The sequence below is a fragment of the Butyricicoccus sp. AF18-9LB genome (genome assembly GCF_027684505.1).
In the GTDB taxonomy this organism is placed as follows: Bacteria; Bacillota; Clostridia; order Oscillospirales; family Butyricicoccaceae; genus Agathobaculum; species Agathobaculum butyriciproducens.
Window position 1 is genome coordinate 25385 of the sequence record NZ_JAQCWA010000017.1, and the last position, 22596, is coordinate 47980.

At 51.6% G+C, this 22596-nt stretch carries 25 protein-coding genes, 1 pseudogene and 1 riboswitch; of the genes and pseudogenes, 8 read left to right on the plus strand and 18 right to left on the minus strand.

The window, feature by feature from the left end; translation table 11 throughout:
* Positions 1–24: 24 nt before the first annotated feature.
* Entirely contained in the window at positions 25–375 is a 351-nt protein-coding gene (locus PGY33_RS10145) for a cupin domain-containing protein (RefSeq protein ID WP_117489259.1), read from the plus strand.
* A 44-nt stretch (positions 376–419) separates the two neighbouring features.
* On the opposite strand, the gene PGY33_RS10150 is transcribed toward PGY33_RS10145, so the two are convergent.
* The gene (locus PGY33_RS10150) at positions 420–1079 is read right to left on the minus strand and encodes a prepilin-type N-terminal cleavage/methylation domain-containing protein (protein ID WP_270478467.1); all 660 of its coding nucleotides are present in this window, start codon (positions 1077–1079) and stop codon (positions 420–422) included.
* 416 nt (positions 1080–1495) lie between these two features.
* Here PGY33_RS10150 and PGY33_RS10155 point away from each other — a divergent pair, with 416 nt between their 5' ends.
* Positions 1496–1684: a hypothetical protein gene (locus PGY33_RS10155; protein WP_118647595.1), complete on the plus strand. Its 189-nt coding sequence runs from the start codon at positions 1496–1498 to the stop codon at positions 1682–1684.
* 64 nt (positions 1685–1748) lie between these two features.
* On the opposite strand, the gene spoVAE is transcribed toward PGY33_RS10155, so the two are convergent.
* The 4 genes from spoVAE to PGY33_RS10175 all read right to left on the minus strand — a co-directional run bounded on the left by spoVAE (position 1749) and on the right by PGY33_RS10175 (position 4508).
* On the minus strand, positions 1749–2105 hold the full coding sequence (spoVAE, locus tag PGY33_RS10160; RefSeq protein WP_110435916.1) for a stage V sporulation protein AE: 357 nt from the start codon (positions 2103–2105) through the stop codon (positions 1749–1751).
* Positions 2102–2539, minus strand: coding sequence for a hypothetical protein (locus PGY33_RS10165; RefSeq protein WP_243022721.1), 438 nt, complete (start codon positions 2537–2539; stop codon positions 2102–2104). The genes spoVAE and PGY33_RS10165 overlap by 4 nt, the downstream gene beginning before the upstream one ends.
* Positions 2523–4181 (minus strand): recombinase family protein, encoded by a 1659-nt coding sequence (locus PGY33_RS10170; protein ID WP_270478469.1) that lies wholly within the window; start codon positions 4179–4181, stop codon positions 2523–2525. The genes PGY33_RS10165 and PGY33_RS10170 overlap by 17 nt, the downstream gene beginning before the upstream one ends.
* Before the next feature lie 111 nt (positions 4182–4292).
* Positions 4293–4508: a DUF6870 family protein gene (locus PGY33_RS10175; RefSeq protein WP_270478471.1), complete on the minus strand. Its 216-nt coding sequence runs from the start codon at positions 4506–4508 to the stop codon at positions 4293–4295.
* A gap of 131 nt (positions 4509–4639) precedes the next feature.
* Here PGY33_RS10175 and PGY33_RS10180 point away from each other — a divergent pair, with 131 nt between their 5' ends.
* Both PGY33_RS10180 and PGY33_RS10185 read left to right on the plus strand, forming a co-directional pair.
* Positions 4640–5101, plus strand: coding sequence for a hypothetical protein (locus PGY33_RS10180; RefSeq protein ID WP_270478473.1), 462 nt, complete (start codon positions 4640–4642; stop codon positions 5099–5101).
* A gap of 1296 nt (positions 5102–6397) precedes the next feature.
* Entirely contained in the window at positions 6398–7483 is a 1086-nt protein-coding gene (locus tag PGY33_RS10185) for a HipA protein (RefSeq protein ID WP_270478475.1), read from the plus strand.
* A gap of 133 nt (positions 7484–7616) precedes the next feature.
* On the opposite strand, the gene PGY33_RS10190 is transcribed toward PGY33_RS10185, so the two are convergent.
* The gene (locus tag PGY33_RS10190) at positions 7617–8186 is read right to left on the minus strand and encodes a recombinase family protein (RefSeq protein WP_270478477.1); all 570 of its coding nucleotides are present in this window, start codon (positions 8184–8186) and stop codon (positions 7617–7619) included.
* 55 nt (positions 8187–8241) lie between these two features.
* Between PGY33_RS10190 and PGY33_RS10195 the strand changes: the two genes are divergently transcribed.
* Both PGY33_RS10195 and PGY33_RS10200 read left to right on the plus strand, forming a co-directional pair.
* A complete protein-coding gene (locus PGY33_RS10195) occupies positions 8242–8904 on the plus strand; it encodes an HI0074 family nucleotidyltransferase substrate-binding subunit (protein ID WP_270478479.1) in 663 nt (220 codons plus the stop codon).
* Complete coding sequence (locus tag PGY33_RS10200) at positions 8897–9184, plus strand: nucleotidyltransferase family protein (protein WP_270478480.1); 288 nt, start codon at positions 8897–8899, stop codon at positions 9182–9184. Before PGY33_RS10195 ends, PGY33_RS10200 begins: the two co-directional genes overlap by 8 nt.
* A 253-nt stretch (positions 9185–9437) precedes the next feature.
* Here PGY33_RS10200 and PGY33_RS10205 read toward each other — a convergent pair whose 3' ends face one another.
* The 8 genes from PGY33_RS10205 to PGY33_RS10240 all read right to left on the minus strand — a co-directional run bounded on the left by PGY33_RS10205 (position 9438) and on the right by PGY33_RS10240 (position 15954).
* Complete coding sequence (locus tag PGY33_RS10205) at positions 9438–9938, minus strand: hypothetical protein (RefSeq protein ID WP_243022931.1); 501 nt, start codon at positions 9936–9938, stop codon at positions 9438–9440.
* A complete protein-coding gene (locus tag PGY33_RS10210) occupies positions 9880–10269 on the minus strand; it encodes a class II glutamine amidotransferase (RefSeq protein WP_243022932.1) in 390 nt (129 codons plus the stop codon). Before PGY33_RS10210 ends, PGY33_RS10205 begins: the two co-directional genes overlap by 59 nt.
* A 1-nt stretch (position 10270) precedes the next feature.
* Complete coding sequence (locus PGY33_RS10215; RefSeq protein WP_118480681.1) at positions 10271–11233, minus strand: zinc-binding protein; 963 nt, start codon at positions 11231–11233, stop codon at positions 10271–10273.
* A 30-nt stretch (positions 11234–11263) separates the two neighbouring features.
* Entirely contained in the window at positions 11264–11551 is a 288-nt protein-coding gene (locus PGY33_RS10220) for a DUF960 family protein (RefSeq protein ID WP_118480683.1), read from the minus strand.
* Between the two features lie 274 nt (positions 11552–11825).
* Positions 11826–12518, minus strand: coding sequence for an MgtC/SapB family protein (locus tag PGY33_RS10225; protein WP_118480685.1), 693 nt, complete (start codon positions 12516–12518; stop codon positions 11826–11828).
* Positions 12519–12531: 13 nt separating this feature from the next.
* The gene (locus tag PGY33_RS10230) at positions 12532–13257 is read right to left on the minus strand and encodes an MgtC/SapB family protein (RefSeq protein ID WP_118361192.1); all 726 of its coding nucleotides are present in this window, start codon (positions 13255–13257) and stop codon (positions 12532–12534) included.
* Positions 13258–13346: 89 nt separating this feature from the next.
* Positions 13347–14390 carry an endonuclease/exonuclease/phosphatase family protein gene (locus PGY33_RS10235; RefSeq protein WP_270478484.1) on the minus strand — a complete coding sequence of 348 codons (1044 nt, stop codon included), beginning with the start codon at positions 14388–14390 and terminating at the stop codon, positions 13347–13349.
* A 154-nt stretch (positions 14391–14544) separates the two neighbouring features.
* Positions 14545–15954, minus strand: a complete 1410-nt coding sequence (locus PGY33_RS10240; protein WP_118361188.1) for an MFS transporter — start codon at positions 15952–15954, stop codon at positions 14545–14547.
* Between the two features lie 302 nt (positions 15955–16256).
* Here PGY33_RS10240 and PGY33_RS10245 point away from each other — a divergent pair, with 302 nt between their 5' ends.
* On the plus strand, positions 16257–17093 hold the full coding sequence (locus PGY33_RS10245) for a MurR/RpiR family transcriptional regulator (RefSeq protein WP_270478486.1): 837 nt from the start codon (positions 16257–16259) through the stop codon (positions 17091–17093).
* A gap of 385 nt (positions 17094–17478) precedes the next feature.
* Here PGY33_RS10245 and PGY33_RS10250 read toward each other — a convergent pair whose 3' ends face one another.
* The 4 genes and pseudogenes from PGY33_RS10250 to PGY33_RS10265 form a co-directional block, all read right to left on the minus strand.
* Positions 17479–17637: a helix-turn-helix domain-containing protein gene (locus PGY33_RS10250; protein WP_118480693.1), complete on the minus strand. Its 159-nt coding sequence runs from the start codon at positions 17635–17637 to the stop codon at positions 17479–17481.
* Positions 17638–17785: 148 nt separating this feature from the next.
* Positions 17786–18322 (minus strand): hypothetical protein, encoded by a 537-nt coding sequence (locus tag PGY33_RS10255; RefSeq protein WP_118480695.1) that lies wholly within the window; start codon positions 18320–18322, stop codon positions 17786–17788.
* Between the two features lie 62 nt (positions 18323–18384).
* Positions 18385–19172, minus strand: a pseudogene (locus tag PGY33_RS10260) (IS256 family transposase); the annotation flags it as partial.
* A gap of 377 nt (positions 19173–19549) precedes the next feature.
* Positions 19550–19640, minus strand: a riboswitch (cyclic di-GMP riboswitch).
* 207 nt (positions 19641–19847) lie between these two features.
* Positions 19848–20687 carry a helix-turn-helix domain-containing protein gene (locus PGY33_RS10265; RefSeq protein WP_118361181.1) on the minus strand — a complete coding sequence of 280 codons (840 nt, stop codon included), beginning with the start codon at positions 20685–20687 and terminating at the stop codon, positions 19848–19850.
* Positions 20688–20990: 303 nt separating this feature from the next.
* Between PGY33_RS10265 and PGY33_RS10270 the strand changes: the two genes are divergently transcribed.
* Entirely contained in the window at positions 20991–22586 is a 1596-nt protein-coding gene (locus tag PGY33_RS10270) for a solute:sodium symporter family transporter (protein ID WP_118480699.1), read from the plus strand.
* Positions 22587–22596 lie beyond the last annotated feature (10 nt).

Genomic DNA, 22596 nt, shown 5'->3' on the forward strand with positions numbered 1-22596 from the left:
AAACGACAGGAAAGAGGAGAAGCTATGGACAAGTTCATCCGCAATATCGACCACGAGAGCGTTGTAAGGCTCGCCGAGCTGGTTTCCGTTCAGTCGGGACAGGTGGTCAGCAAGACACTGGCGCAGAACAAGGCGGTCAGCATTACGCTGTTCGCGTTTGACAAGGGCGAGGAGATCGGCACGCACGACTCCACCGGCGACGCAATGGTAACTGTGCTCGAGGGCACGGGACGCTTTACCGTCGGCGGTGTGCCGCATATCGTCAAGGCTGGCGAAACGCTGGTCATGCCCGCAAAGGTGCCGCACGCCGTTTACGGCGAAGAGGCGTTCAAGTGGGTGCTGACCGTTGTGTTCCCGGATGGGTTTGAGGCGTAATATCATATGGTAAAAGAAATCCCCGCTGAGTGGCGGGGATTTTGTTATGATGGGAAAACAAGTTCGCTGATGTTCAGCATACCGCGGATGCCGGTGCAAGACCACCAATAATAGTTCTTGTCGTTGTAATTGCCGTTGGAGTCGGGCACGGCATCAACGGCGGCAGTATAATAAACCGAACTATAATAAGAACGGAACATGTTATCGCTTATTTTACCGCCTTCAGCGGTTTCACCAATTTTATAGGCACTATATTGGTTGGTATCACTAAAGTAAAGACCGAGATAGCCACGGTCGGAGTGATAAATAATCGCGTGGATTTGTGCCTTACTATTGATAAGAACGAGAAATTGTCCAGAACCGCCTTTCTGCAGACAAGGTACTTCGGAAAGTTTTGCAATTTTATCGTAGTTGGCTTTCAAATCATAACCATTAGGATTATTGCCAATTACTTTGCCGGTACTGTTTGCAAGTGTGGTGGCGGAATTAAGTTTCCAATTTGAAGAACCATATAGTTCGGACATCTCCGTCTGCACGGCCTCATGCAGCATGCGCGTCTCCGCGATGACCTGGTCCTTTTTCGCCTTATCAATATATCCTGTCAGTGCCGGAATGAGCAGCGCCGCGAGGATCGCCAGGATCACCAGCACAACGATCAGCTCCACGAGCGTGAAGCCGCGTTTTTTGTTTTTGGAGTACAGCATTTGAAAAAGTTCCTCCTTCCCAATTGCGGGATAAAGTTCGTCTTTCTTAGTATACTCGAAAATATGCAATAAAGCAAGGAGATAGATACAGATAAAGTGCACAAAAATAAAGGGTTCTTGCCAAAAACATAAAAAAGAAATTGGTTAAATTGGAGAAAGTGTTTTGTAAAGCCGCAGAAACATTGAGATTTTCAGCGGGATGTGATAAAATAATATCAACCTGATAAAAAAGAATCACCTGCAGAGACAGGCGATGAGCAGGTTTGCACCGCGTATACAGACGCAGGTGCGCGAGCGGCAGATACCGACGGATTGCAGCCGGTCGGTTAGTGCCGCAGCTTTCGGCAGACGGAAGCAGGAGAGAGAAATGAAGAGAGAGTATTGGGTTACGGAAATGAAGAAATGGGGCATTGAAAATGCAAATCTATGACTGGGTCAGCATAGGCGTATTGTTCGTTCTCGGTATCTTGTTCTATTTCCGACCGGCATGGCTGCTGGGTGAAGACCGGCAGCAGGCCGATGGCGCGGTAAGCAAGGTACGCACTGTCAGCGCGGCTGCGGTGGTATGCGCCATGGTAATGACCGTGATCTGCGTAATCGGATAAAGAAAGAATTGGCTGCAAAAATGCTCCCGCTTGGAAGGTGGATTCCGAGCGGGAGTGTTATTTTTTACGACTTTGATTGCGGTCTGGACAGCAGCGCGAACAGACAGCCGAACACGATCGCGGCGGCAATGCCGCCTGCCGCACCGGTCACGCCGCCGGTGAACACGCCGAGCAGGCCGCTTTCCGCAACTGCTTTGGCAACGCCTTTTGCCAGCGAGTATCCGAAGCCGAGCAGTGGCACAGTCGCGCCTGCACCTGCGTAGTCCACGACTGCCTGATACCAGCCGAGCCCCTGCAGGATAACACCGAGCACCACCAGCGAAACGAGAATACGCGCCGGTGTCAGCTTGGTTTTGTCAATCAGCACCTGACACAGCGCACAGATCAGTCCGCCGACCCAGAAAGCGTTCAGGTAGTTCATGCTTCGCTCCTTTCCAGCACGACGGCGTGGCAGATGCCCGCAATCGGCTGTCCCTGCTGCACCGAGGTCGGACTCATCATCGCACCCGTGCCCGCAAACACCAGCCGGTGGATTTTGCCGCGATGCATATCGCGCAGCAGCGGTCCGCAGAGAACTGCCGCTGAGCAGCCGCAGCCCGAGCCGCCTGCATGCGCGTCCTGCTCGTCACCGAAAATCAGGCTGCCGCAGTCCGAGTAGACAGGGGACAGGTCGATGCTGTCACCGCGCAGCAGCGTCAGCAGCAGGTCCGCACCGATGTGACCGAGGTCGCCGGTGACGATGCAGTCAAAGTCCCGCGGCTCGGCACCCAAATCCTCCAGCAGTGCGGAAAGGGTGTCGGCAGCAGCGGGGGAAGATGTTATTTTAGGACTATGTGCCTTATGCGGTCTGACCATGCTTGCGGATATACTCCTGCGCGACTGCATAGGCGTCCGAAAACTTAAACTTTATCGTGATTTTTCCGCCCTCATGCACATAAATCATGTCAATCAGTTCGACTACGACTTCGCGCGTCAGACTGGGCAGATTGCGATATTTTACGAATTGTGATACAAACGAATTGGTTTCGTCCACGCCGCTCTGCACCTCGTCAATGCGCGCTTGCAGGGACGCAAGACGTGTGTCCAGTTTGGCCTGCTGCTGCTCAAACTGCTTTTTCAGCCGATGGTATTCCTCACGCGAAATATCTCCGGCTTTCCAGTCCGGATACAGGGACAGCTTCATCTGCTCGATGCGTTCGCGCTCGGTTTCAAGCTGTGTCCGCTCGTCAAGCAGAGGCTTAACGGAACGGTTTCGCGTGCCGCTGCGGTTGATCTCGGCAATCAGCTCATCCATCTCGACCGCCAGAGCAATCTGGTGACGGAGCGTTTCCAATACAGCCTGCTCCAGCCGGTCGCTGCGGATGGTATGCTTCGTGCAGGCGCCGCTGTGCTGCTTTTTGAATGTCGAGCAGATATAGTAGTAATAGTCGCGATGCGGCTGGGAAATCAGCTTTCGGTTCATTGCCTTGCCGCAGTCCGCGCAGCGAAGAAAACCGGAGAACAGGTAGACTTTGGGCTGTGTTGGTGAGGTGCGCGTATCACGGGCGAACAGGGATTGCGCTTTGGCGAACAGCTCGCTTGAGATGATAGCCTCGTGTGTCTGCTCGACAGTGATCCAGTCCTCCTCGGGCACGGCCTCGCTGACATGCAGCTTATAGCTTTTCATGCGGTTTTTGCCCTGCACCATAGTGCCGGTATAGAGAGGATTGCGCAGGATACGGCGAACCGAACTGTCCGGCCACAGATCGTTCAGCTTGTCCGAGGCCGGATGGCGGTAGTTCATGCCCTGCTGCCGTTTGTAGGCAGATGGATTCGGAATGCTCTTAGCATTCAGCTTTTTGGCAATACCGAGTACGCTTGTTCCGGCGAGAAACCAGTTGAAAATATCGCGGACAACGGCGGCAGCCGGCTCGTCAATCAGCAGCCGACTGTGGTCGTTCGGGTCTTTGCGGTAGCCGTAGGACGCGAACGAGCCGATGAATTTGCCCTGGCGGCGCTTCAGGTCAAGCGAAGCGCGGACTTTATTGGAGATATCGTGCGCGTACTCGTCATTGAGGATGTTGCGGAACGGCACGATCAGGCTGTCCGCCGAGCGCGGGTCGGCAACGCTGTCGATGCGCTCGCTCAGCGCGATGAACCGCACGTTCAGCAGCGGAAACGTGTGCTCAAGGTACTCGCCGACCTTGACGTAGTTGCGTCCCAGTCGGGATAGATCCTTGACGATCACGCAGTTGACGATGCCGGCGCGCAGGTCGTGCATCATGCGTCGGAAATCCGGCCGGTCGAAGTCGGTGCCGGTATAGCCGTCATCAACGTACAGCCGGGACGCGGTCATGTCGGTTTGCGTATCTGCAAACTCGGTCAGCAGCTCGCGCTGACTGATAATGCTGTTGCTCTCCTCGCTGTCGCCGTCCTCGCGGGAAAGACGGATATAGAGCGCGGGTTTCCACAGGACTGTGGATAACTTTTGGGGATCGTATTTACTTTTTCGTGCCATTGAGTGCCTCCTAAAAACGGACGGCACGCCGCAGGCTGTGTTTTGCACGTATAGTGTATCACAGCACACGGCGTGCCGCAAGGCTTCGCTTCGGTTATCCGGCTTTTACCATCACTGGAACCGCTTGCACAGGTTGGTCAGGCAGGATTGCAGACTGGGTGCGCCGTCATCAAACAGCACCTCAACCGCAGTGTCGCCTACGCGGAAGCGGTGTGGGTCGCTGACAGACGAGGCGAACAGGCGCAGGCGCTCGTTCACCGGCAGGGTCGGGTCGATGCGTGCCTCGCGGATGTCGGGCAGGGGACAGGTGGGTGTGGGCTTGAACATAAGGGTTGACCTCCTTTGGTTTGTGTAGATGGTGGGTGTATTGTATATTCTTTCCATTGTTATACTATATATACGACAGTTCGGGATAACCGGATTTCGCCGTATCAGACACCTGCGGAACCGCGCCTGTATTGCGGCTCAATGCCGCAGGGGCTATACTAAAAATAGGCTTATTCGTATGCCTGCTGATCGAAAAGGTCATACTTCTCGGCGTTGTCACGCAGCGTTTGTACGTCGATCTGCAATACTCGCAGCAGAATGCGGCCCCTTTTATCTGTTCCCAGGTGACAGGTGTTGCTCTTTTCCTCATTACTGGGTACAAAGATAGGAATTTCCGTATTCTTACAGATTTTCTGACTGAGCCCGGAAAAAGAGAAGAATTGAGCTCGGATGAGCTTCAGTTTCTCTATACGAGACTTGTTTTTGGGACTGAAGAAGATATTACAAAAATTAACATGCGTAGCTATGATGATGAAGCTGACATGAAGTCTTACAAACTGCTGTTTAAAATTCGTGATGAAAATGATTACTTGTTTCAGGCGATCAGTAATATGGTGCATCTGCTGAGCCGTTCAGAGACGAGCGATAAATAGCATGACTATGAGGATAATGGAAAAAACCTAATAAAGAAAATTACGGAGGATATCAATAATTGCTATCGGCGATTTGATAACGAACTACTGTATAAAGGTGTGCCTGTAAAGAAGATAACAGTTTGCAGTAAGACAAGGTGTAACGCAGTTTTTTCGACACCATATATTTACCCTGTACTGCCATTGCTGTTCGTATTAAATGCCATATATAAAGTTAAGGGAGACGGGAATAAGCACGATAAAGCGGAACTGCTGAAGTACAATACCTCCTGCTCTTTAATAGATAATGTGTATGAAACTTTTGTCATAAGTGAAGCGTCAGAGCACTTGCTGGAGAGAGTAGAGGATGTACTGGTAAAACATCTGGTTCTGTATAAAAGAACTGTATTTCCCACTCGAAAAGATTGTTACTCTTTCATTCAGCACCGTATTACCCGCTGTATGGGAAGGAACGGGTGCTGCCTGAACATTACAAAAAGCTGGTTCATAAGTTTACAAATAATTGCCGAAAAGATGAAGACGAAGATAGAGAAGAAATGTTCGAGGATATCAAATGGGAAACTGTTAAGGAAATGCGTCCATGCCTAAAAAACGATATTCTGCGTTCTTTTACGCTTCGGAGTGCTATAGATTATCTGCTTGCTGATCTTGATCGAAAACCCAACGATGAATCAGATTTACTGCAGCAGAGGAATGAGAAAGAAGGGGGACATATGTTGAACTGCACCCCCATTTGTTAGACAGTATGATATACTATCTAACAGATGGAGTGATTTATTATGCCAAGAGGAAAAAATGAACAAACGGGACACGCCAGAATTTAAGGCAACACCGCACAATTAAAGCAGCGGCGCTTTGCGGAAATTTTGTATTCTGATTTTGTTGCGATTTCTTGCAATACGGCAAGTATTGCTGCGAAACCGCGCCTCATCAGTACGCAAAATTTATTCGCAAATCGCTCTTGTTCAATTATGCGGTATTGCCTTAAGAAACTGGTCGTGCAAAACATGATGAAAGAAAAGTTGAGTTACTGCGAAACAGCAAGACGATTTGAAGTAAAGGGCCGGAGGCATTTGCCATAGAGCGCAGAGGACGCAGAAGTTCAGCGGCTACGCACGGAGAATGAATCCATGACACCAAGATCGCCATCCTCGTTCTTGATGAGGAAAACAGGTTTTTGCGGAATGGCACAATTTATCAATTACATTGTAGTTCTGGCGGATGCTATGCTACTTTTGCCATTCTGTGTTCAATATGCTATAATTACCTCACCAAAGTGCGAAAGGAGGGCGCCTTATGCGATACATCTTAATGAATAAAGACGAGCCGTGGGCATTGTTCTCCTGTATACAGGACGAATTTGGAGAGGAAAGCGCGGTTCTGCAGGAGTGGTACACCGAATTGCGCCCGCTCGGTCTGCAATCGCTGACGGCGTGGCTTGAGAAGCGTAAAGCACCCAAGCACCGCAAGCACATTGAGCAGCTTCTGGAGCAGTACGGCTGCATCGGTCTGGAGGGCTTTCTTCGTGTGACGCATGCGCTGTCGCTCAACGATACGTTTTGGGTGAAAGAAGAGTCGGAAACGCTCGGCTGGGACAAGGTTTCCCTATATCGAAACGAGTTTGATGCCCTCATCGCGCAGGCGGCTTTCAGCGGCGTGATCAGCGTCGAGTCCCTGTCCTCCACCTCGCCGGAGTTCGGTACGGACGGCTATTACGCAAAATGCTGGGTGCGCGAACCGGACGGAATTTATCTCTACAAGGGCGGCAGCGACACCTATGAAATCGAGCCGCTGTCCGAATTCCTTGCGTGTCAGCTTGCGGTATGTATTTGTCCACAGGCTGTGGATTACGACTTGGATTTCTACCATCATCGGCTGATATCCAAGTGCCGTCTGTTTACCGATGAGCAGGCCGGACTCATCAAAATCAGTGACTTTCCCGACCGGCCGACAACGGTTTCCGAGCTGCTGCGGCTGTATACCGGGTTTGGCGCGGAAGACGCACTCCGCCGCATGTTCGTGCTGGACGCGCTCATTCTCAACACAGACCGCCATCTCGGCAATTTCGGCTTCCTGTTCGACAATCAGACGATGGAAATTAAGAAGCCTGCGCCGGTCTTTGACCACAACCGCAGTCTACTGTTCGATCTGGACGAAGATCAGCTGGCCAATCCGGATTGGTACATCGGCAAGTGCCGTCCGCGTATCGGCGTGGATTTTATCAAGACGGCACGCGGTGTGCTGACAGATGAAATTCGGCAGGAGCTGAAAAACCTGGACGGCTTTCGATTCAGGCCGCATTCGACTATCGAACTGCCGGAGGAACGGCTGAACCGGCTGTCTGAAATCGTGGAGCAACAGAGAAGAGCGATTCTGGCATGACAGGGCTTTGCCGCATTTTTGGCCGGAAACATAGATTGAATACAAAAAAACAAATCCGCCGAACCTCGTGCTGTTTTGAGGTTCGGCGGTTAATGTTTAAGGTATAGCGGTAACTAAAGTATACAATGGAATCTTAGTTGTTTGCGGTTTGTTTCGATTTCGCACACCGCCGGTAAAACGTATTCGGCTTCAATCCGGTCTGCCGCATGGCCTCGGTCGCGGTGATTTCGCCGGTACGCCAGCGTGCGACTACCCGCTCGAAATTGTCCGGCAACGGCATCGGTTTGCGGCCGATGTACTTACCTTGCTTTTTGGCAATCGCGATGCCCTCGCGCTGACGCTGAAGAATATACTCCCGCTCAAGTTCCGCGACTGCCGCGAATACGGTCAGCATAAATTTGCCGGTCGGTGTGGTCGTGTCGATGGCCTCCTTGCGGCTGACGAATTCTACTTGTTTCTCGGTCAGCCGTTCCACGAGATCAAGCAGGTCGCGTGTGTTGCGGGCAAAGCGGCTGATGGACTCGACAATAACCGTATCGCCGTGCCGGATGTATTCCATTATGCGGTTCAGCTCTGGACGGTCAGCGTTTTTGCCGCTGGCCTTGTCGATAAACAGTTCATCAACGCCGAGGTCGTGCGGCAGGACTTCCTGACGTGCAGTATTCTGGTCCCCGGTGCTGACGCGGATATAGCCGATTTTCATGGTGTATCTCTCCTTTAAGTATGGTATAATGAGAAATATAAGGACGGTGACGCTGATGGATAAGACAATCGAACAGGTAAAACAGTTAGCGCACCGTTATGGAGTGCCGAAACTGATATTATTCGGTTCGCGTGCCCGCGGCGATCATCACGCCCGCAGTGATTATGATTTCGCGGTATGGGGCTGCACGCCGCAGCAGCGTACACTATTCAGCGATGCAGTGGAAAATGATCTGGACTCGCTGTATTCGGTTGATTTGGTGTTTGTCAGCGAACACACCGATGCCGCATTGCTTCAAAATATAGAGAAGGACGGGATTTGCTTGCTGGACCGTTACAATACGAAATTCGAAAATCTCACCAATGCTGTAGAGCGCTTGCGCGAAGGCGTGCAGGCGCATCAAGAGAATCCGGCCAAAATCATTCGCGATGGTGTAATCCAGCGCTTTGAGTTCACCTGTGAGCTGGCGTGGAAAACCACACGTGAGTTCTTACTTGACCAAGGATTTACTGAACTGAACAGTCCGAAAGCAACGATGCGTAAGGCGTTCTCGTATGGCCTGATTGACGATGAGCAAGCATGGATAGCATTGCTGAACGCACGCAATCAGACCTTGCACATTTATGACGATGCAACCGCACAGGAAATTTACTCGCAGATTGAGAGCGAGTTTGTATCTCTGTTTGATAATCTTATTGAGCAGTTGAAACGTGGTTAATTGCAATAGGGTCGCCGTACTTCCTTTACTTGCTGCCCAGTATGGCGCAAAGCGTGTTTACCTGTTCGGCTCATTCGCTCGCGGCGATATGACGGATTCCAGCGACATTGACCTGCGTATTGACAAGGGCAGTATCAAAGGCTTTCAGCTTGCAGGACTTCTCCTCGATTTGGAGGATTCTCTTGGACGACCGGTCGATCTGGTACCAACCACCAGCCTGGACCAGCGCTTTTTAGATTCTATTCATGATGATGAGGTGTTACTGTATGAAGCCTCTTGACCGAAAACGGTAGGGTATTGCAATAGGATCACACTCTGTTCTGACATATTGCAAAACTCCGAAAGCAACTCTATTGACACAACTTTTCCCTGTTTCGATAGGGTATACCAAAATGACAGACTCAAAAAAGTACCGGTTCGCGTGATCCGGTACTTTTGCGTTCAGTCATCGTCTGACAGCAGATCAGCCAGCAGGCCGATTACCGTCATCACGCCGAGAACGATTTTTGCTGCGTCCATGAAATCACCTCCAATCAGTACGCATATAGCAGCTCGTCGGTCATTTCGTGGAGCAAAGTCGGATCGTAGAGCATTTCTTCGATCTCCTCCTCCGAACAGCCGTAATCGAGAAGTGCTTGCACCTCATCGGCGGTTACGCCGAATGCTTTTGCCACACTGAACAGGTCGTTGTAGTTCTCAGGTGTGTCCTCATAGTAGTCGCGGTAATATGGATAACGCCGCCACCAATGCTCATAGCTGGTTCTTGGTGCGAATGTCCCAGTAGTGATACGGCCATTGCGGTCAATCTTCAATATCTCGCCCTCCTTTGGCTCCAGAATGTCCGTTGGCGCCTTTAAGTGCAGCTTTGTGATCGCTTTGCACAGGATTTCCTGTGTGGAAGCGTACAGCAGGAAGCTATCATAGAACACCACGCAGAGCGGATTATCTCCGACGACGAACCAGATGGAGTTGTCCTTATCCAGATTCGACGCTCGTCTGAGGAAGGTTTTCGTCCATCCGCAGGTCTTTGTCATTCCAGAGAACGCCATTGTGTGCGAGGGCAAAGCTGCTGCCGTCAGCATGACCAAGGAACGGGTGGTTATTCTGGTTAAACTGCGCATTGCCCTGTGTGGTCATACGGGTATGCCCCATAACCGCATTCACGCCGTTCGGAATGTGAATCTTCATCTTTCGAGCGGGAATCGGGCGCTTGTAAATCCGCAGACGGTCTTTGAAGTTATAGACGATGCCGGTTGCATCCGTGCCGCGCACCTGACATTCACGCGCCAGCGTATTCAGGATTTTGTTTTTCGTGTGAGTGCTCAGGCACTCTTTAAAGTCGATTAAGCCGAATAAACTGCACATATTATTCCTCCTCGCTTGCATTTACGGGTTCGTTGACGTACAAACGGCGCTCTTTGAGGTACTGAATCAGCTCTGGTTCATGCACGGTGTCCAGAAAATCAAACCAACTAAGCTCCTGTACAGTGGTGTCGGACATAGCAACAGCCACCTCGACGAGATGATTTACCATCTGCAAGGTGGCTTTGAGGGTATTTAGTTTGAGCGTACCGCGGAATATTCGGATTTCAACCGTGTCCGAGTTGGTAAGGTTGACCGCCGTATAGCGCCCGGCACAGGAGTTTTTCGCATGGCTCATCTGCTCAGACAGCGTAAGGCGAATGCCGTATCGCGCCGCCCAGCGGTTCATCTGGCTCTGTGTGCGGCGGCAGAACCGCAGCAGTTCTGCCCAGAATTTCTCGACAAAGTAGAGCAAACGGGCAATCGCGGCTTCCTGCTGTTCGTAAGTACAGCCAAACGCCAGACGCGAGATGTGAACGTGCAGGCCACAAGTGCCTGCCGCATGACTGAGATAGCCCATGCTCTGCGCTTTACGGAGGATTTCCGCCCACGGCATTTCATTCAGATGGTATGTAAGTGTCATTGGGTGCGTGACAAGTTCCAAACCATCGTCCAAGCTGCCGTCCGTCTTGATATATAAATTCTCCGCGTCTGCATTGGCGATGTTCAACAATTTTTCGGCATTGTAACGGTCTGTGCCGCCGTTGTCGATTTCCAGTGCTACGCCGAAGTGCCGCAGACCCTTGCCGTGGAAAACAAGGTCGGGCGTGTAGCTGTACTCGTGAATGACCGAGCACTGTTCGTCCCAACAGGACGAACAGTAAGCGTTGTCGTCATTATCCCAATACGCGCGGTCGCGATGAATAATGCGGCCGCAGTCATCGCAGAGCCAGTCATTTCCCACTTGAAACATTTCATCTATCGGATGATCTTCACCGCAATTTGCACAAATTCTTGTTTCACTCATTGTCTGTTCCTCCATTTCGTTTGGTAAAACTCAATACTCTTCGGAAAACAGCATAGTAGAATGCGTCAAATTGTCGATGACGAACACCTTCGCATTGACGGAATCGTCACACGGTACATCGAGCTCATAACGATACGGCGGCTGCTCTTGCTCGTGGACGATGTGCTGACCGGTCGGCAATTTCGTCAGCGTGAATACCTGCAAATAGTCCTTTTTCTCAACCTCCATCGTGAGCACTATGTGCCACATCAGGTTGGTCAGCCATGAGGGAATCTCAGCCATCACGCCGCACGTCAGAAATTTTTGACTGTTGAACATATTTGCCTCCTCCTTTTGGGCAAAAAATAAGCTCCTGAGAATATCTCAGGAGCTTCTACATCTATAATATATAGTTAAAAATGAAGGAAAAACAGAAAAAAGTTCTCGCACTGCAACGCGTATTAAATAGAGAAATTCATTTTTGTGTAATCTTTGTAAAAGTGGGGATGTACACTTCATTTTTTACAAAAAAGACGAAAAATTGTGACATAGGACGCGAATTCCATTCGTTTGAAAGCGCAGATTCGTCAGCCTCTTTCTGCGTTCTGTTGTTTTACAGTTCCTCGACCGACACGATGCCTTCACGCTCGCCGACCAGTGTCATCAGACGGTTTACCGTGCAGCTGCGCGGCAGGCGCAGTGTGAAGATCGCACAGGCATTGTGCTCACCGTTTTCCGCCGCACGGGTGATCTGGATATTCAGCACCTTGACATCACATCTGCGGTACAACTGCAGCACATCGTCCAGACACGTTTTATCCTCATATTCCATATACACATTGATCTCGGGAACGTGCTCCAACACACGGTACTCCAGCCGCGAGAACACAAGCTCGGCGAGCATGATGAACACGGTCGCGAGAATGCCGCCCTCGTAGAAGCCGCCGCCAAAGGTGAGGCCGATGATGGCCGAGGTCCAGAGACCAGCCGCTGTGGTCAGACCCTTGACGCGCTGCCGCTTAGTAACGATGATGGTGCCCGCACCGATGAAGCCAATACCCGCCACAACTTGTGCACCGAGGCGCGCCATATCTGTAAAATAGTGCATATTCAGATACAGATACTGACTCGTCAGCGTGGTGATGGCCGCGCCGATGCAGATGAGGATGTGCGTGCGGAAGCCGGCCGGGCGGCGCTTGTACGAGCGCTCGATACCGATAATGCCGCCGCAGATGAGCGCGCAGGCCAGACGCACGAACACGGAAAGCGTCGTCACGTCGCGCAGGCCGTCAAAAACAGATAACATAGCAGTCCACTCCTTACAGCTCTTCGATCACGCAAAGGCAGTCCAGCTCCGCCAGATCGGAGAGAAGCTGCGTGTGCGGTATTTTTTCATTGAGGCGGATCGAGAAGATCGCACTTGGGTGCAGCGCCTCGCCACTTTTGTTCCGCTCGATATCGATGTCGTAGATCTGCACGTTCTGCGCTTTCAGCTGATTGATGATGGTACTGATGTCCCCGAGCGAATGGAACTCCATGTACAGATTGATGTCACGCGCGTTCTCCTGTATGTACGCATCCACAATTGGGAACAGGCGGATGCTGAGAAATATCATCGCGAATGCGATGAGCACGCACTCGTAAAATCCTGCGCCGACCGCAAGGCCGGTGCAGGCCGACGCCCACAGACCAGCGGCAGTGGTCAGGCCCTTGACCTGCTGGCGGCCGGTAACGAGAATGGTTCCTGCGCCCAGAAAGCCGATGCCGTTGATGACCTGTGCGCCGAAACGCGAAACGTCGGTTTTTATGCCGATCTCTGCGCAAATATCCGACCACGGCCCTGTCACCATGGTAAATTCGTACAGGCTGAGCAGCACGGTCAGCGCCGCGCCAAGACAGACGAGCATATAGGTGCGGAAACCGGCCGGACGGCGCTTGCGTCCGCGCTCCAGACCGATGCAGCCGCCGAGCAGCATCGCAAGGGCGAGCCGCACTACGACCGAGGCGAAATGAAGTTCGCGCAGGTATTGTATCATTCCACTCATTTGATGTAGGTTCTCCTCACTCGATAAAAAGTGCACACGCTGCCAATATGTATGCAGCGTGTGCAGCTTTCTACAATAGATTTCAGTATTTACTTTGCGAATCGACAGTCTGCCCAGCAGGCGTTGTGGTCGGACAGCTCGGGACCTGTGAACTTCGCCAGCGCGCTGCCCGGCTCGGCCCAGGTGCAGTCCTTCGTCTCGGTCGAAATCGTGCCGTGATCGACGCATTCCATGCCGCGCGCCATCAGCCAGTCCAGCTTGAGCAGCATGCTCTTGCCGCCCGGCATCGGCTTGCGGCGCGTGCCCTCGATGCTGCTGAACTCGCGGTAGGAGAAGCCGTTTTCCTCCGCCTGCGGCAGAACGCGCTCGTACTGCTCAACGTGCTCCATGTGCTTGGAGAGACGCTCCGGGTCGTTGAACAGCTTGGTAAATCCCGGAATGTCGTTGCCGTCGAACGTATTGGTGTTCAGATCGCCGCCGATCATGACCGGCGTATCGGGCGCGAACGAACGCTTGATCTCATCATATACGACTGCCATCTGCGCTTCGCGGCCCTCGCTGTCCGCACGGTTCTCCAGATGAACGCTGACCGCGCCGACCTCGCGTCCGCCGATGTCGAGCGAGCAGACAATGGCGACACGTGCGCCGATACGCTTCTGACGGTCATAGTACCAGTTGTACTGCTCGGGCATATGGACGACCTTCGCCCAGCGGATGGGCCAGCGGGAGAACAGGGCGTTGCCGTGGAAGCCCTTGTTGTCCTCGGGATTTACCAGCTCGATAAACTCCAGACCGTAGGCGTAATTCATGCCGATGGATTTCGCGATTTCGTAGGCAACGTTGCAGTTGCCCGAGCGGACCGCGCCGTCATCCAGCTCGTTGGCGTAGATGATGTCCATGTTTTTGAGGTCGGGGCACATATTGAGAAAGTCGATGGTTTCGTGAAGCGTCTGGCCGCGCTCGATGTTGAATACAACGTGGCGCAGCGTTTCGGGCACCTCGGCGGGCGCATCCACGAGGTTGTGCACCTCGCACTGCTGATACTGCGGGATTTTTTCCATGACCTTGAACTGGCCGAGCGCCGGGACGAGATTACCGAGTTCGATGCGTTTTTCGTAGGACAGGGTTTCCATTTGTTACACGCCTTTCATATAAATGGTGGATATTTACAGAATTTTATTTGCGGTAGAATATGGGGGCAGCCGGCAGGAATGCTTGACTCCGCCGGCTGATCCATATAAGGGAAGAAAAAGATGATGCGTAAAAATGAGGGAGTGCGGGGGAAAATCAGGCGTTTGCGGTCGCCTTTGCTGCCTCGGCAGCTTCGCGCTGCTTCATCTCGGTGATAATGCGCGGATAGATCTTATCGAGCTTGTAGAAGATCAGCAGTACGCCGATGCCGCCCCAGGCGATGATGTTGCCGATGATGTAGATGGCGATGAGCATCTGAGACTGTGCGGCATTGATGGTTGCGGTGCCGGCGAAGCCTACAAGGCTCATCAGGGCGCCGAAGATCGCGCTGGTCATGCCGGAGCCGAACTTCTGGCCGGCAGTGGTAGCAGATACCATCAGGCCCTGTACACGGATGCCGCTCTTCCATGCGCCGTACTCGATAACGTCAGCGAGCATGGAGTACTTGACGCCGCGGAAGCAGCCCTTGCCGATGCCGCGCATGACGCAGGCAAACAGTGCAAGATTGAGGGCGCTCGGGTTGATGAACAGGGAAACCGTGCCGATAACGGCGACGATTGCGCCGATGAGAGCGACATTGCGCTTGCCGAACTTGGCGATGAACGGGGAGAGGACAAGAACGGTGACGATCTGCGGAATGGATTCGAAGGACGCGAGTGCGCCGAGCAGGTCGCGGTTGCCGAGAATGTACTGTGCGTAGTATGCGTTGCAGGTGCCGGTAACTGCCTCATAGAAGGACAGGAACACAGCGAGCATGAAGAACATGATGAAGTACTTGTTGGTGACGCAGAGCTTGATGCCCATCCAGAGCGGAACGTTCTTGCCGTCCTTGGTCTTGGTCTCTTCCTTGACGCGCTCGTGGCAGTTCTTGAAGCAGATGAACAGCATGATGATGGAAACGATGGCGTAGAGGATGGAAACCTCGATCCATGCCTGCTGGGTGTCACCCAGACGGGTGACGAGCGGGAAGGTAATGGCGGTGATGACCATGTTGCCGAGGGCAGACATACCGGTACGGAACAGGTTGACAACGGCGCGCTGGTCGGTATCGCGGGTCATCAGGGTAGCCAGCGTTGCATACGGAAGGTTGAGTGCGGTGTAGACAACGGTGGTGCAGAAGTTATAGGTGATGAAAACGTAGATGCCCTTGACGATCGGGGTTGCGGGCGGAACGGTGAACAGCAGGATGGCTGCGATGCCGTACGGAATCATCATCCAGAGAATCCATGCACGGGATTTGCCGTGCTTGGAATGCGTGCGGTCAACCAGATGACCGATAAGTACGTCGGAAATACCATCGAAGAAACGGGAGAACAGCATGATGGTACCGATCATAGCCGCCGAGATACCGACTACGTTGGTGTAGAAGTAAATCAGCAGCGAGGTTGTCAGGGCGTAGACAACGTTACAGGCAACGTCGCCGAGGCCGTAGGAAAACTTTTCTTTGAGATGGATTTTCTCAAATTCCTTATCACCCGCGAAAGTCGGGTTGCTGGATTTGCCCATGGTTTTGCTCAGTCCTTTTTTGTTTTTCTTTTCTTTTCAGTTGCAGCGATACAGACCGTCCGGTGCGCCGGGCGCATCGGGAGTGGGTCTGCCTTTGAGACGTTGTCCGGACTCGTCTCTCGCTATACCCTTTCAGTGGAAGTCCGTTCCACCGAACATCTACAAGTATAGCACTGAGCGGAATAAAATTCAATAAATCATATTGTAAAAAGAATAATATTCAATTTTGTGCATTCTTCACAAGGTCGATGTTTTGTGATACAATGAAATTACTATATGATGCGGAAGTGCAGGGTGATTGCATGGACAAGAACGTTTATGCCGCAATTCAGTCGCAGTATTCGACTTTATCCAAGGTTGGAAAGCGGATTGCGGACTATATCTTAGCCGATCCGGTACATATTACCTCGATCAGCATTCAGCAGATGGCGGCCGAGCTTGACATCGCGGAGTCGAGTATTATTCGATTCTGCAAGATCGTCGGCTGCGCGGGCTTCAGCGAGGTAAAGCTGCTGCTGGCGAAATATTCTCCTAAGTCGGTGCGCACGATTTTTGAAGATCTGTCCGAAACCGATAGTATTTCGACCATTTCGGAGAATGTGTTCGGCCGGAATATCGACACGCTCGAGCGGGCGCTCCAGCTGCTTGATTTCGAGAAAATCGAGCAGGCGGTGGGGGCGCTCAACCGGGCGGAGAATATCCTCATCCTCGGAGTCGGCGCGTCCGGCACCATCGCGGAGGACTTCTACATCCGCCTCATGCGCATCGGTATCCGCGCGGTTTCGCTGACCGATTCGCACCTGATGCAGATTCAGGCGAGCCAATGCGGCCCGGATACGGCGGTTATCGCCATCTCGCATACCGGCAAGACGCGCGAAATCGTGTCGGCCGTGCGTACCGCGAAGGAGTGCGGCGCACCGACCATCGGCATCACCGGCTATCCGGATACGCCGCTCAAAGAAGTCAGCGACATCTGCCTTGAGCTGTATTCGCCCGAGCAGCTTTTCGTGTCGCCGCGCGTGGCGCAGTTCTCCCTCATCGACACGCTTTATGTCAGCCTTGCTATCCGCCGCAAGGACAGCGTCGTACAGAATATTGAACGCATGAATGAAGTGCTCCTGCCATTTCGCATTGATTGATCATTTCTGATCCTGTGTGTGGAATTTGATGCTTGAAAGATATATTGCATCATTGCATCTGTATCGTATATGTGCTGCGATCGGATCAAAGAGATTATGCTAACGATCTAGCATTGTTTCAGTCAATGCTGTCCCTGTCTCATGTTCCCGTTTGATTATTGCGATTAACTGCGCCGATAAAGCAGCGCCAATCTCGCGACATAGCACATCTCTGACGGCAGCTCAGATTGCCAATCTGGAACATCAGCGAAAATATATCAGCCAAACTCTTCATCTTCCACAGGATCAAATTATATTTTACAGCGCGAAAGAAAACTTTATCTGGATGTGTTGATGCGGAAAATATACGGCTATATGATCCAATAGGTATGTTTACAAATTCACCTCAAAAAAACTCCATAATCCCCGCCTTCCGCACCCTCCACTCCCGGCCAACCTTTACGGCCGGGAGTTCTTCGTTTGCGATCATTTTGCGGATCTGCTGGCGCGTGGTCTTGAGCAGGGCGGCCGTCTCTTTGACGGTTAGGATTTCATCGTTCGGCATAGAAAACCTCCATCAACATAGGTGAAAACGCATTTCACTTTAATTCATGTATGCTTATTCTAATGTTGGCGATTGATTGTCAAATCGCACCGTTTAAGCAGACACAAATACCCTGTAACAAGCCTTTATCCGAACCATTTCCAGTACGTTAACTCGATGAATGCTTATTGGCGCCTTTGAATCTTTCATTGGAATTTGAATATTGGCCGAACTTAACCGCACTGTAGTGGAGGATAGGAAAGGATTTCTTGAAAATATCCAAACGATCTTGAACATCCGCCTTGCGGTCATAATACAGATTGCAGGTCAAATCATACCTCGACAGCTTAAACCCCTTGAGCCGCCGGTCAACGCCGATCTTATCAAGGATATTCCGCAGGTGGTGCTTTAGCTGTTGAACAGACTTTTCGTCAGCTTGAAATAATGCAGTCGGTTCATAGGTACTGGCGAGCGGAGAAGACGGGTTAACAATCAGTATCAGCCAGCACGGATGCGAGATGGATTGCCCTAAGTGAATTTCAACGCCGATGGACTTGAACTGCGGCATCTGGTAATATGACGAAAGCCCTGATTTCCCTTTGCCGGTACGAATGCACTCATTTTGTTCGATAATATTCTGAATTTCGGAATATTTGCATTGAAATTTTAGTGAAAAGGTATGAATACCGTACTCGTTCGTAATCATCTGCTGTTCCTCCGTTTCTGAGCACATACTGTGCAGCGTTTACAGGTTTTCGGCTCATGCTGCAGCATTTTGAAAAGACTGTCATCGGTCGGAAACACGGATTTCGACTTGGTTACCTTCCTGAGCTGACGGTTAAAGCCTTCAATCGTGTTGGTCGTATAGATCAGCCGTCGGAGTGCCTGAGGAAACTTGAAATAGGTACTGAGATTTGCCCAGTTATCCCTCCATGACTGAGAAATCTTAGGATATTTCTTGTCCCAGTGTTCTGCAAACGTGTCTAACGCGTCCAAAGCAGCCGATTCATCTACCGCTGCGTAGACTGCTCTCAAGTCAGCCATAAGTGCCTTCAAATCCTTGTAAGAGACATATTTGCCGGAATTTCGAAGCTGATGGATGATGCAGTTCTGGATTTCCGTCTTGGGATAGACCGCCTCGATCGCCGCAGAAAAACCGGTCAAATTATCCGTACAGCAATGAAAATATCCTCGATGTCCTGGCTGATGCTGGTCTGATTTTTCCGCAGCACCTTGGGTTCGAATTCGCTCTTGCGATCCCGCGGCACAGATACCTCTACATCGCCAAAACTGGTGCGCAGGGTTTTGCTGCTGCGCCCGTTCCGGCCGTTATCCGTGTCCTTGTTCTTGTAGTCATACCGGCTGTAGCCCAGTTGATCGTCCAGCTCGGCCTCCAGACCGTTTTCCATGAACTCGGTGTTAGGTTTAAGTCTAGTCTGCCACATAGCCTCGATTGCGGTAATCTCTCCGGCACGCCATCGGGAAACAACCCGCTCGTAGTTGTCCGGCAGCGGTATCGGCTTGCGTCCGGTGTACTGGCTCTTTGTCTTGGCAATGGCGATACCCTCGCGCTGGCGCTGGAGGATGTACTCGCGTTCGAGTTCTGCGACCGCCGCAAACGCCACAGTCGGCGCCATTGTCGCAACAAACACAATGATACTATTGCCGATAACAATCGTTTTTCATAACTTTCCCTCCGTATTTTATCTGCTTTAACGGCTTCAAATTTAAATAAAAAAACGCTTTCAAGACATGGCTACTCATGACTTGAAAGCGTTTTTATATCTTTGTTGGAACAGCACAAAAGGGCAGAGTTTTACCTGCTCTGCGAGCAGTGTATTGCACCGCGAATCGGCTTGCCATATTCTTTTGACGGCGTACACCTCCTTCTGCCAAATAAAGCGCAGAAGAGGTTAACAGCGTCTTCGCTGATGCTTACAACCGGCTGTCATTGCGGCGTTCGCCGCCTTAGACCCTTCCGGCTTTGCGTCCCCCATCTTTCGATGGGTTTGCCTATCTCTCAGACACCGTATATGTACCTGATTTTTGATTGTTATACCATAATCTGTATAAGCACGCGATTGGTCTGTTATACGATTCGTGTCATAAAAACGACATTTCGCGCAGCAATCTGATGAATATCACCGTTCGGATAGCACAGCTGCGCTGCGCTTGCCTGTCTGTACACGCGACCGTTTCATCCTGTGGACGCAGTACGGAGAGTGTGCTTTTTATTTCCACTGGGTGCGGTACTGATGCGGGGTAATGCCGGTGCTCTTACGGAAGGCCATAATAAAGTGCGAAGCACTGGAGAAACCGCAGTTATCTGCGATGGTCTCAATACTCTGCGAGGTGGTGAGCAGCTGCTGCTTTGCGGCGCTCAGACGCACAGTCTGCAAAAACTGATGCGGTGTTGCCGACTGGTATTCCTTAAACTTACGCATATAGTAGCAGGTGCTGAGCGCAGCACGCTGGGACAGGTGTTCGATGGAGAGCGATTTGTCCGCAAAATTGTACGTCATATAGTCGGCTGAGTCCTGAATGGCGATCTCGAGATCGCTTTTTTTCTTTTCCCCGAGCACGAGCACGAGCAGAACGAGCAGCTTGTTGATCGTCAGGGAAATAATATGAGGATTGGGCTGGTTCTGGTGCACCGAGACCATGATGCGGCGGACACATTCCTCAATCTCGGCATTGCTTCCGGTGGGCAGGATGAACCCGTGCGTATTGAGGATAAGATGTGTATAGGCCGTGCTGCCGTTGCCTGCAAAGTGGAACCAGCGCATGCGAATCGGTGTGAGGGCGTGATAGCTGTGCGGTTCTCTGCAGTCAAGCAGAATCAGGCTGCCGGGACCGGCAGTGCGTGTTTCACCGCGGTAGGTGACCGACAGTTCGCCTTCATCTACAATAAGCATCTGGCAGATATCCAGATAATTACGCTGCATACCGTATGTTTCGTCGCAATGGTAGCTGCCTGCGTGCGGAACATGGTACAGGTTAGTCGCGGTGAAGGCATCTGCATCGTGGTAATAGCGGACAGAATCTGCCAGAATACCCATATCGTTAAGCATAATTGGTGTCAACTCCTTTTTTTGTACCATATCATGGTATGGAAATGCTGTCATTCGCTTTTCTTATACAATTATATCAAAAAATAATACTGATAAAAAGTATAAAATTTTGATATTTTATTATTATCCTGTGTAGTGATGAATGTGAGAATTTGATATATGATAGGTACAACGAAAGGGAAACGAACAAAAACACAAAAATAGTTTCTTTTGAGTTAAAAAGACGAAGGGAAAAGAAAAAACCAGAATAGGAAATTCTACAATATAATAGGATTTTTTTATTCAGAAGAGGGGTTGAAACATTTGATTATCATTTTAACATTCATCGCCTTCACCGGTCTGGTGGCCTTGATCTCATGGTACAAGACCAAGGAGGAGAACCTGTCCACCAAGGAAGGCTACTTCCTTGCAGGACGCGGACTGACCGGTCTGGTCATCGCCGGTTCACTGGAAATGACCAACCTGTCCACCGAACAGCTGGTCGGACAGGCCGGACAAAGCTATTCGACCAACATGGGCGCCATGAGCTGGTCGGTAAACGCAAGTATCGCGCTGCTGGCGCTGGCACTGATCTTCCTGCCGAAGTATCTGAAAGCCGGCATCACCACCATTCCGGAATTTCTGGAGGTTCGATTTGACCGCACCACCAAGCAGATCATCTCGTTCCTGTTCCTGCTCGGCTACATGCTTACTTACCTGCCAACCGTACTATACTCCGGTGCGCTGGCCTTCAACCAGATTTTCCATCTGGATCAGCTGTTCGGCATCACCACTTATCAGAGTATTGCGATCCTGTGTGTTGCAATCGGCGTTATCGGTTCCATCTACGCAATCTTCGGCGGCCTGAAGGCAGTTGCGGTATCTGATACCGTAAACGGCGTGGGCCTGCTGATCGGCGGTCTGCTGATTCCGATCCTGTCCATCTGCATCCTCGGCAACGGCAGTTTCCTTGCCGGTATTCAGGACTTCATCACCAATGTTCCGGCAGAAAAGTTCAACGCGGTCAATCCGGCGAACGCCCTGCCTCCGATGATTCCGTGGCCGGTCCTGTTCCTCGGCATGCTGTTCAACAACCTGTTCTACTGGTGCACCAACCAGTCCATCATCCAGCGCACGCTGGCAGCAAAGAATCTGGCGCAGGCACAGCGCGGCGCAGTGTTCACCGCCTTCCTCAAGCTGCTGGATCCGTTCTTCATCACCATCTGCGGTCTGCTGGCTTACCGCTTCTTCGGAGACGGCTTGGCAAACAGCGACCTGGCATATCCGTCTCTGATCACCACGGTTGTTCCGAACTGGCTGCTCGGCATCATCGCAGCGGTTCTGTTCGGTGCGATCCTGTCGTCCTTTAACTCGGCACTGAACAGCTGTGTAACGCTTTACACGCTGGACTTCCACCGTCCGCTGTTCAACCAGACCGCAAGCGACTCTCATCTGGTAAGCGTAGGCAAGCGCGTTGGTACCGGTCTTGCGATCGTATCCATCTGCGTAGCGCCGTTCGTCAGCAATGCACCGTCCGGTCTGTATGACTTCCTGCAGGAGTGCTTCGGCTTCTACTCCATGCCGATCCTCGCGATCGTGCTGGTAGGCTTCTACACCAAGCGCGTTCCGGCCTGTGCACCGAAAATTACGCTGGTCGTACACGTTATCCTGTACTCGATCTCCAAGTTCCTGCCGCTGAATGTGCATTACCTGTATGTTCTTTCGGTACTGTTCCCGGTAGACCTGGCACTGATGCTGCTCATCGGCAAGTTCAAGCCCCGTGCTACCGACTTTATCCTCGAGGATTCCAAGGCTGTTGACCTGACCCCGTGGAAGTATGTAAAACCCGCCGCGCTGACCTGCTTCATCCTGATGCTTTGCGTCTACGCGTTGTTCTCTCCGATCGGTCTGGCTCGATAATGAGCCGGAC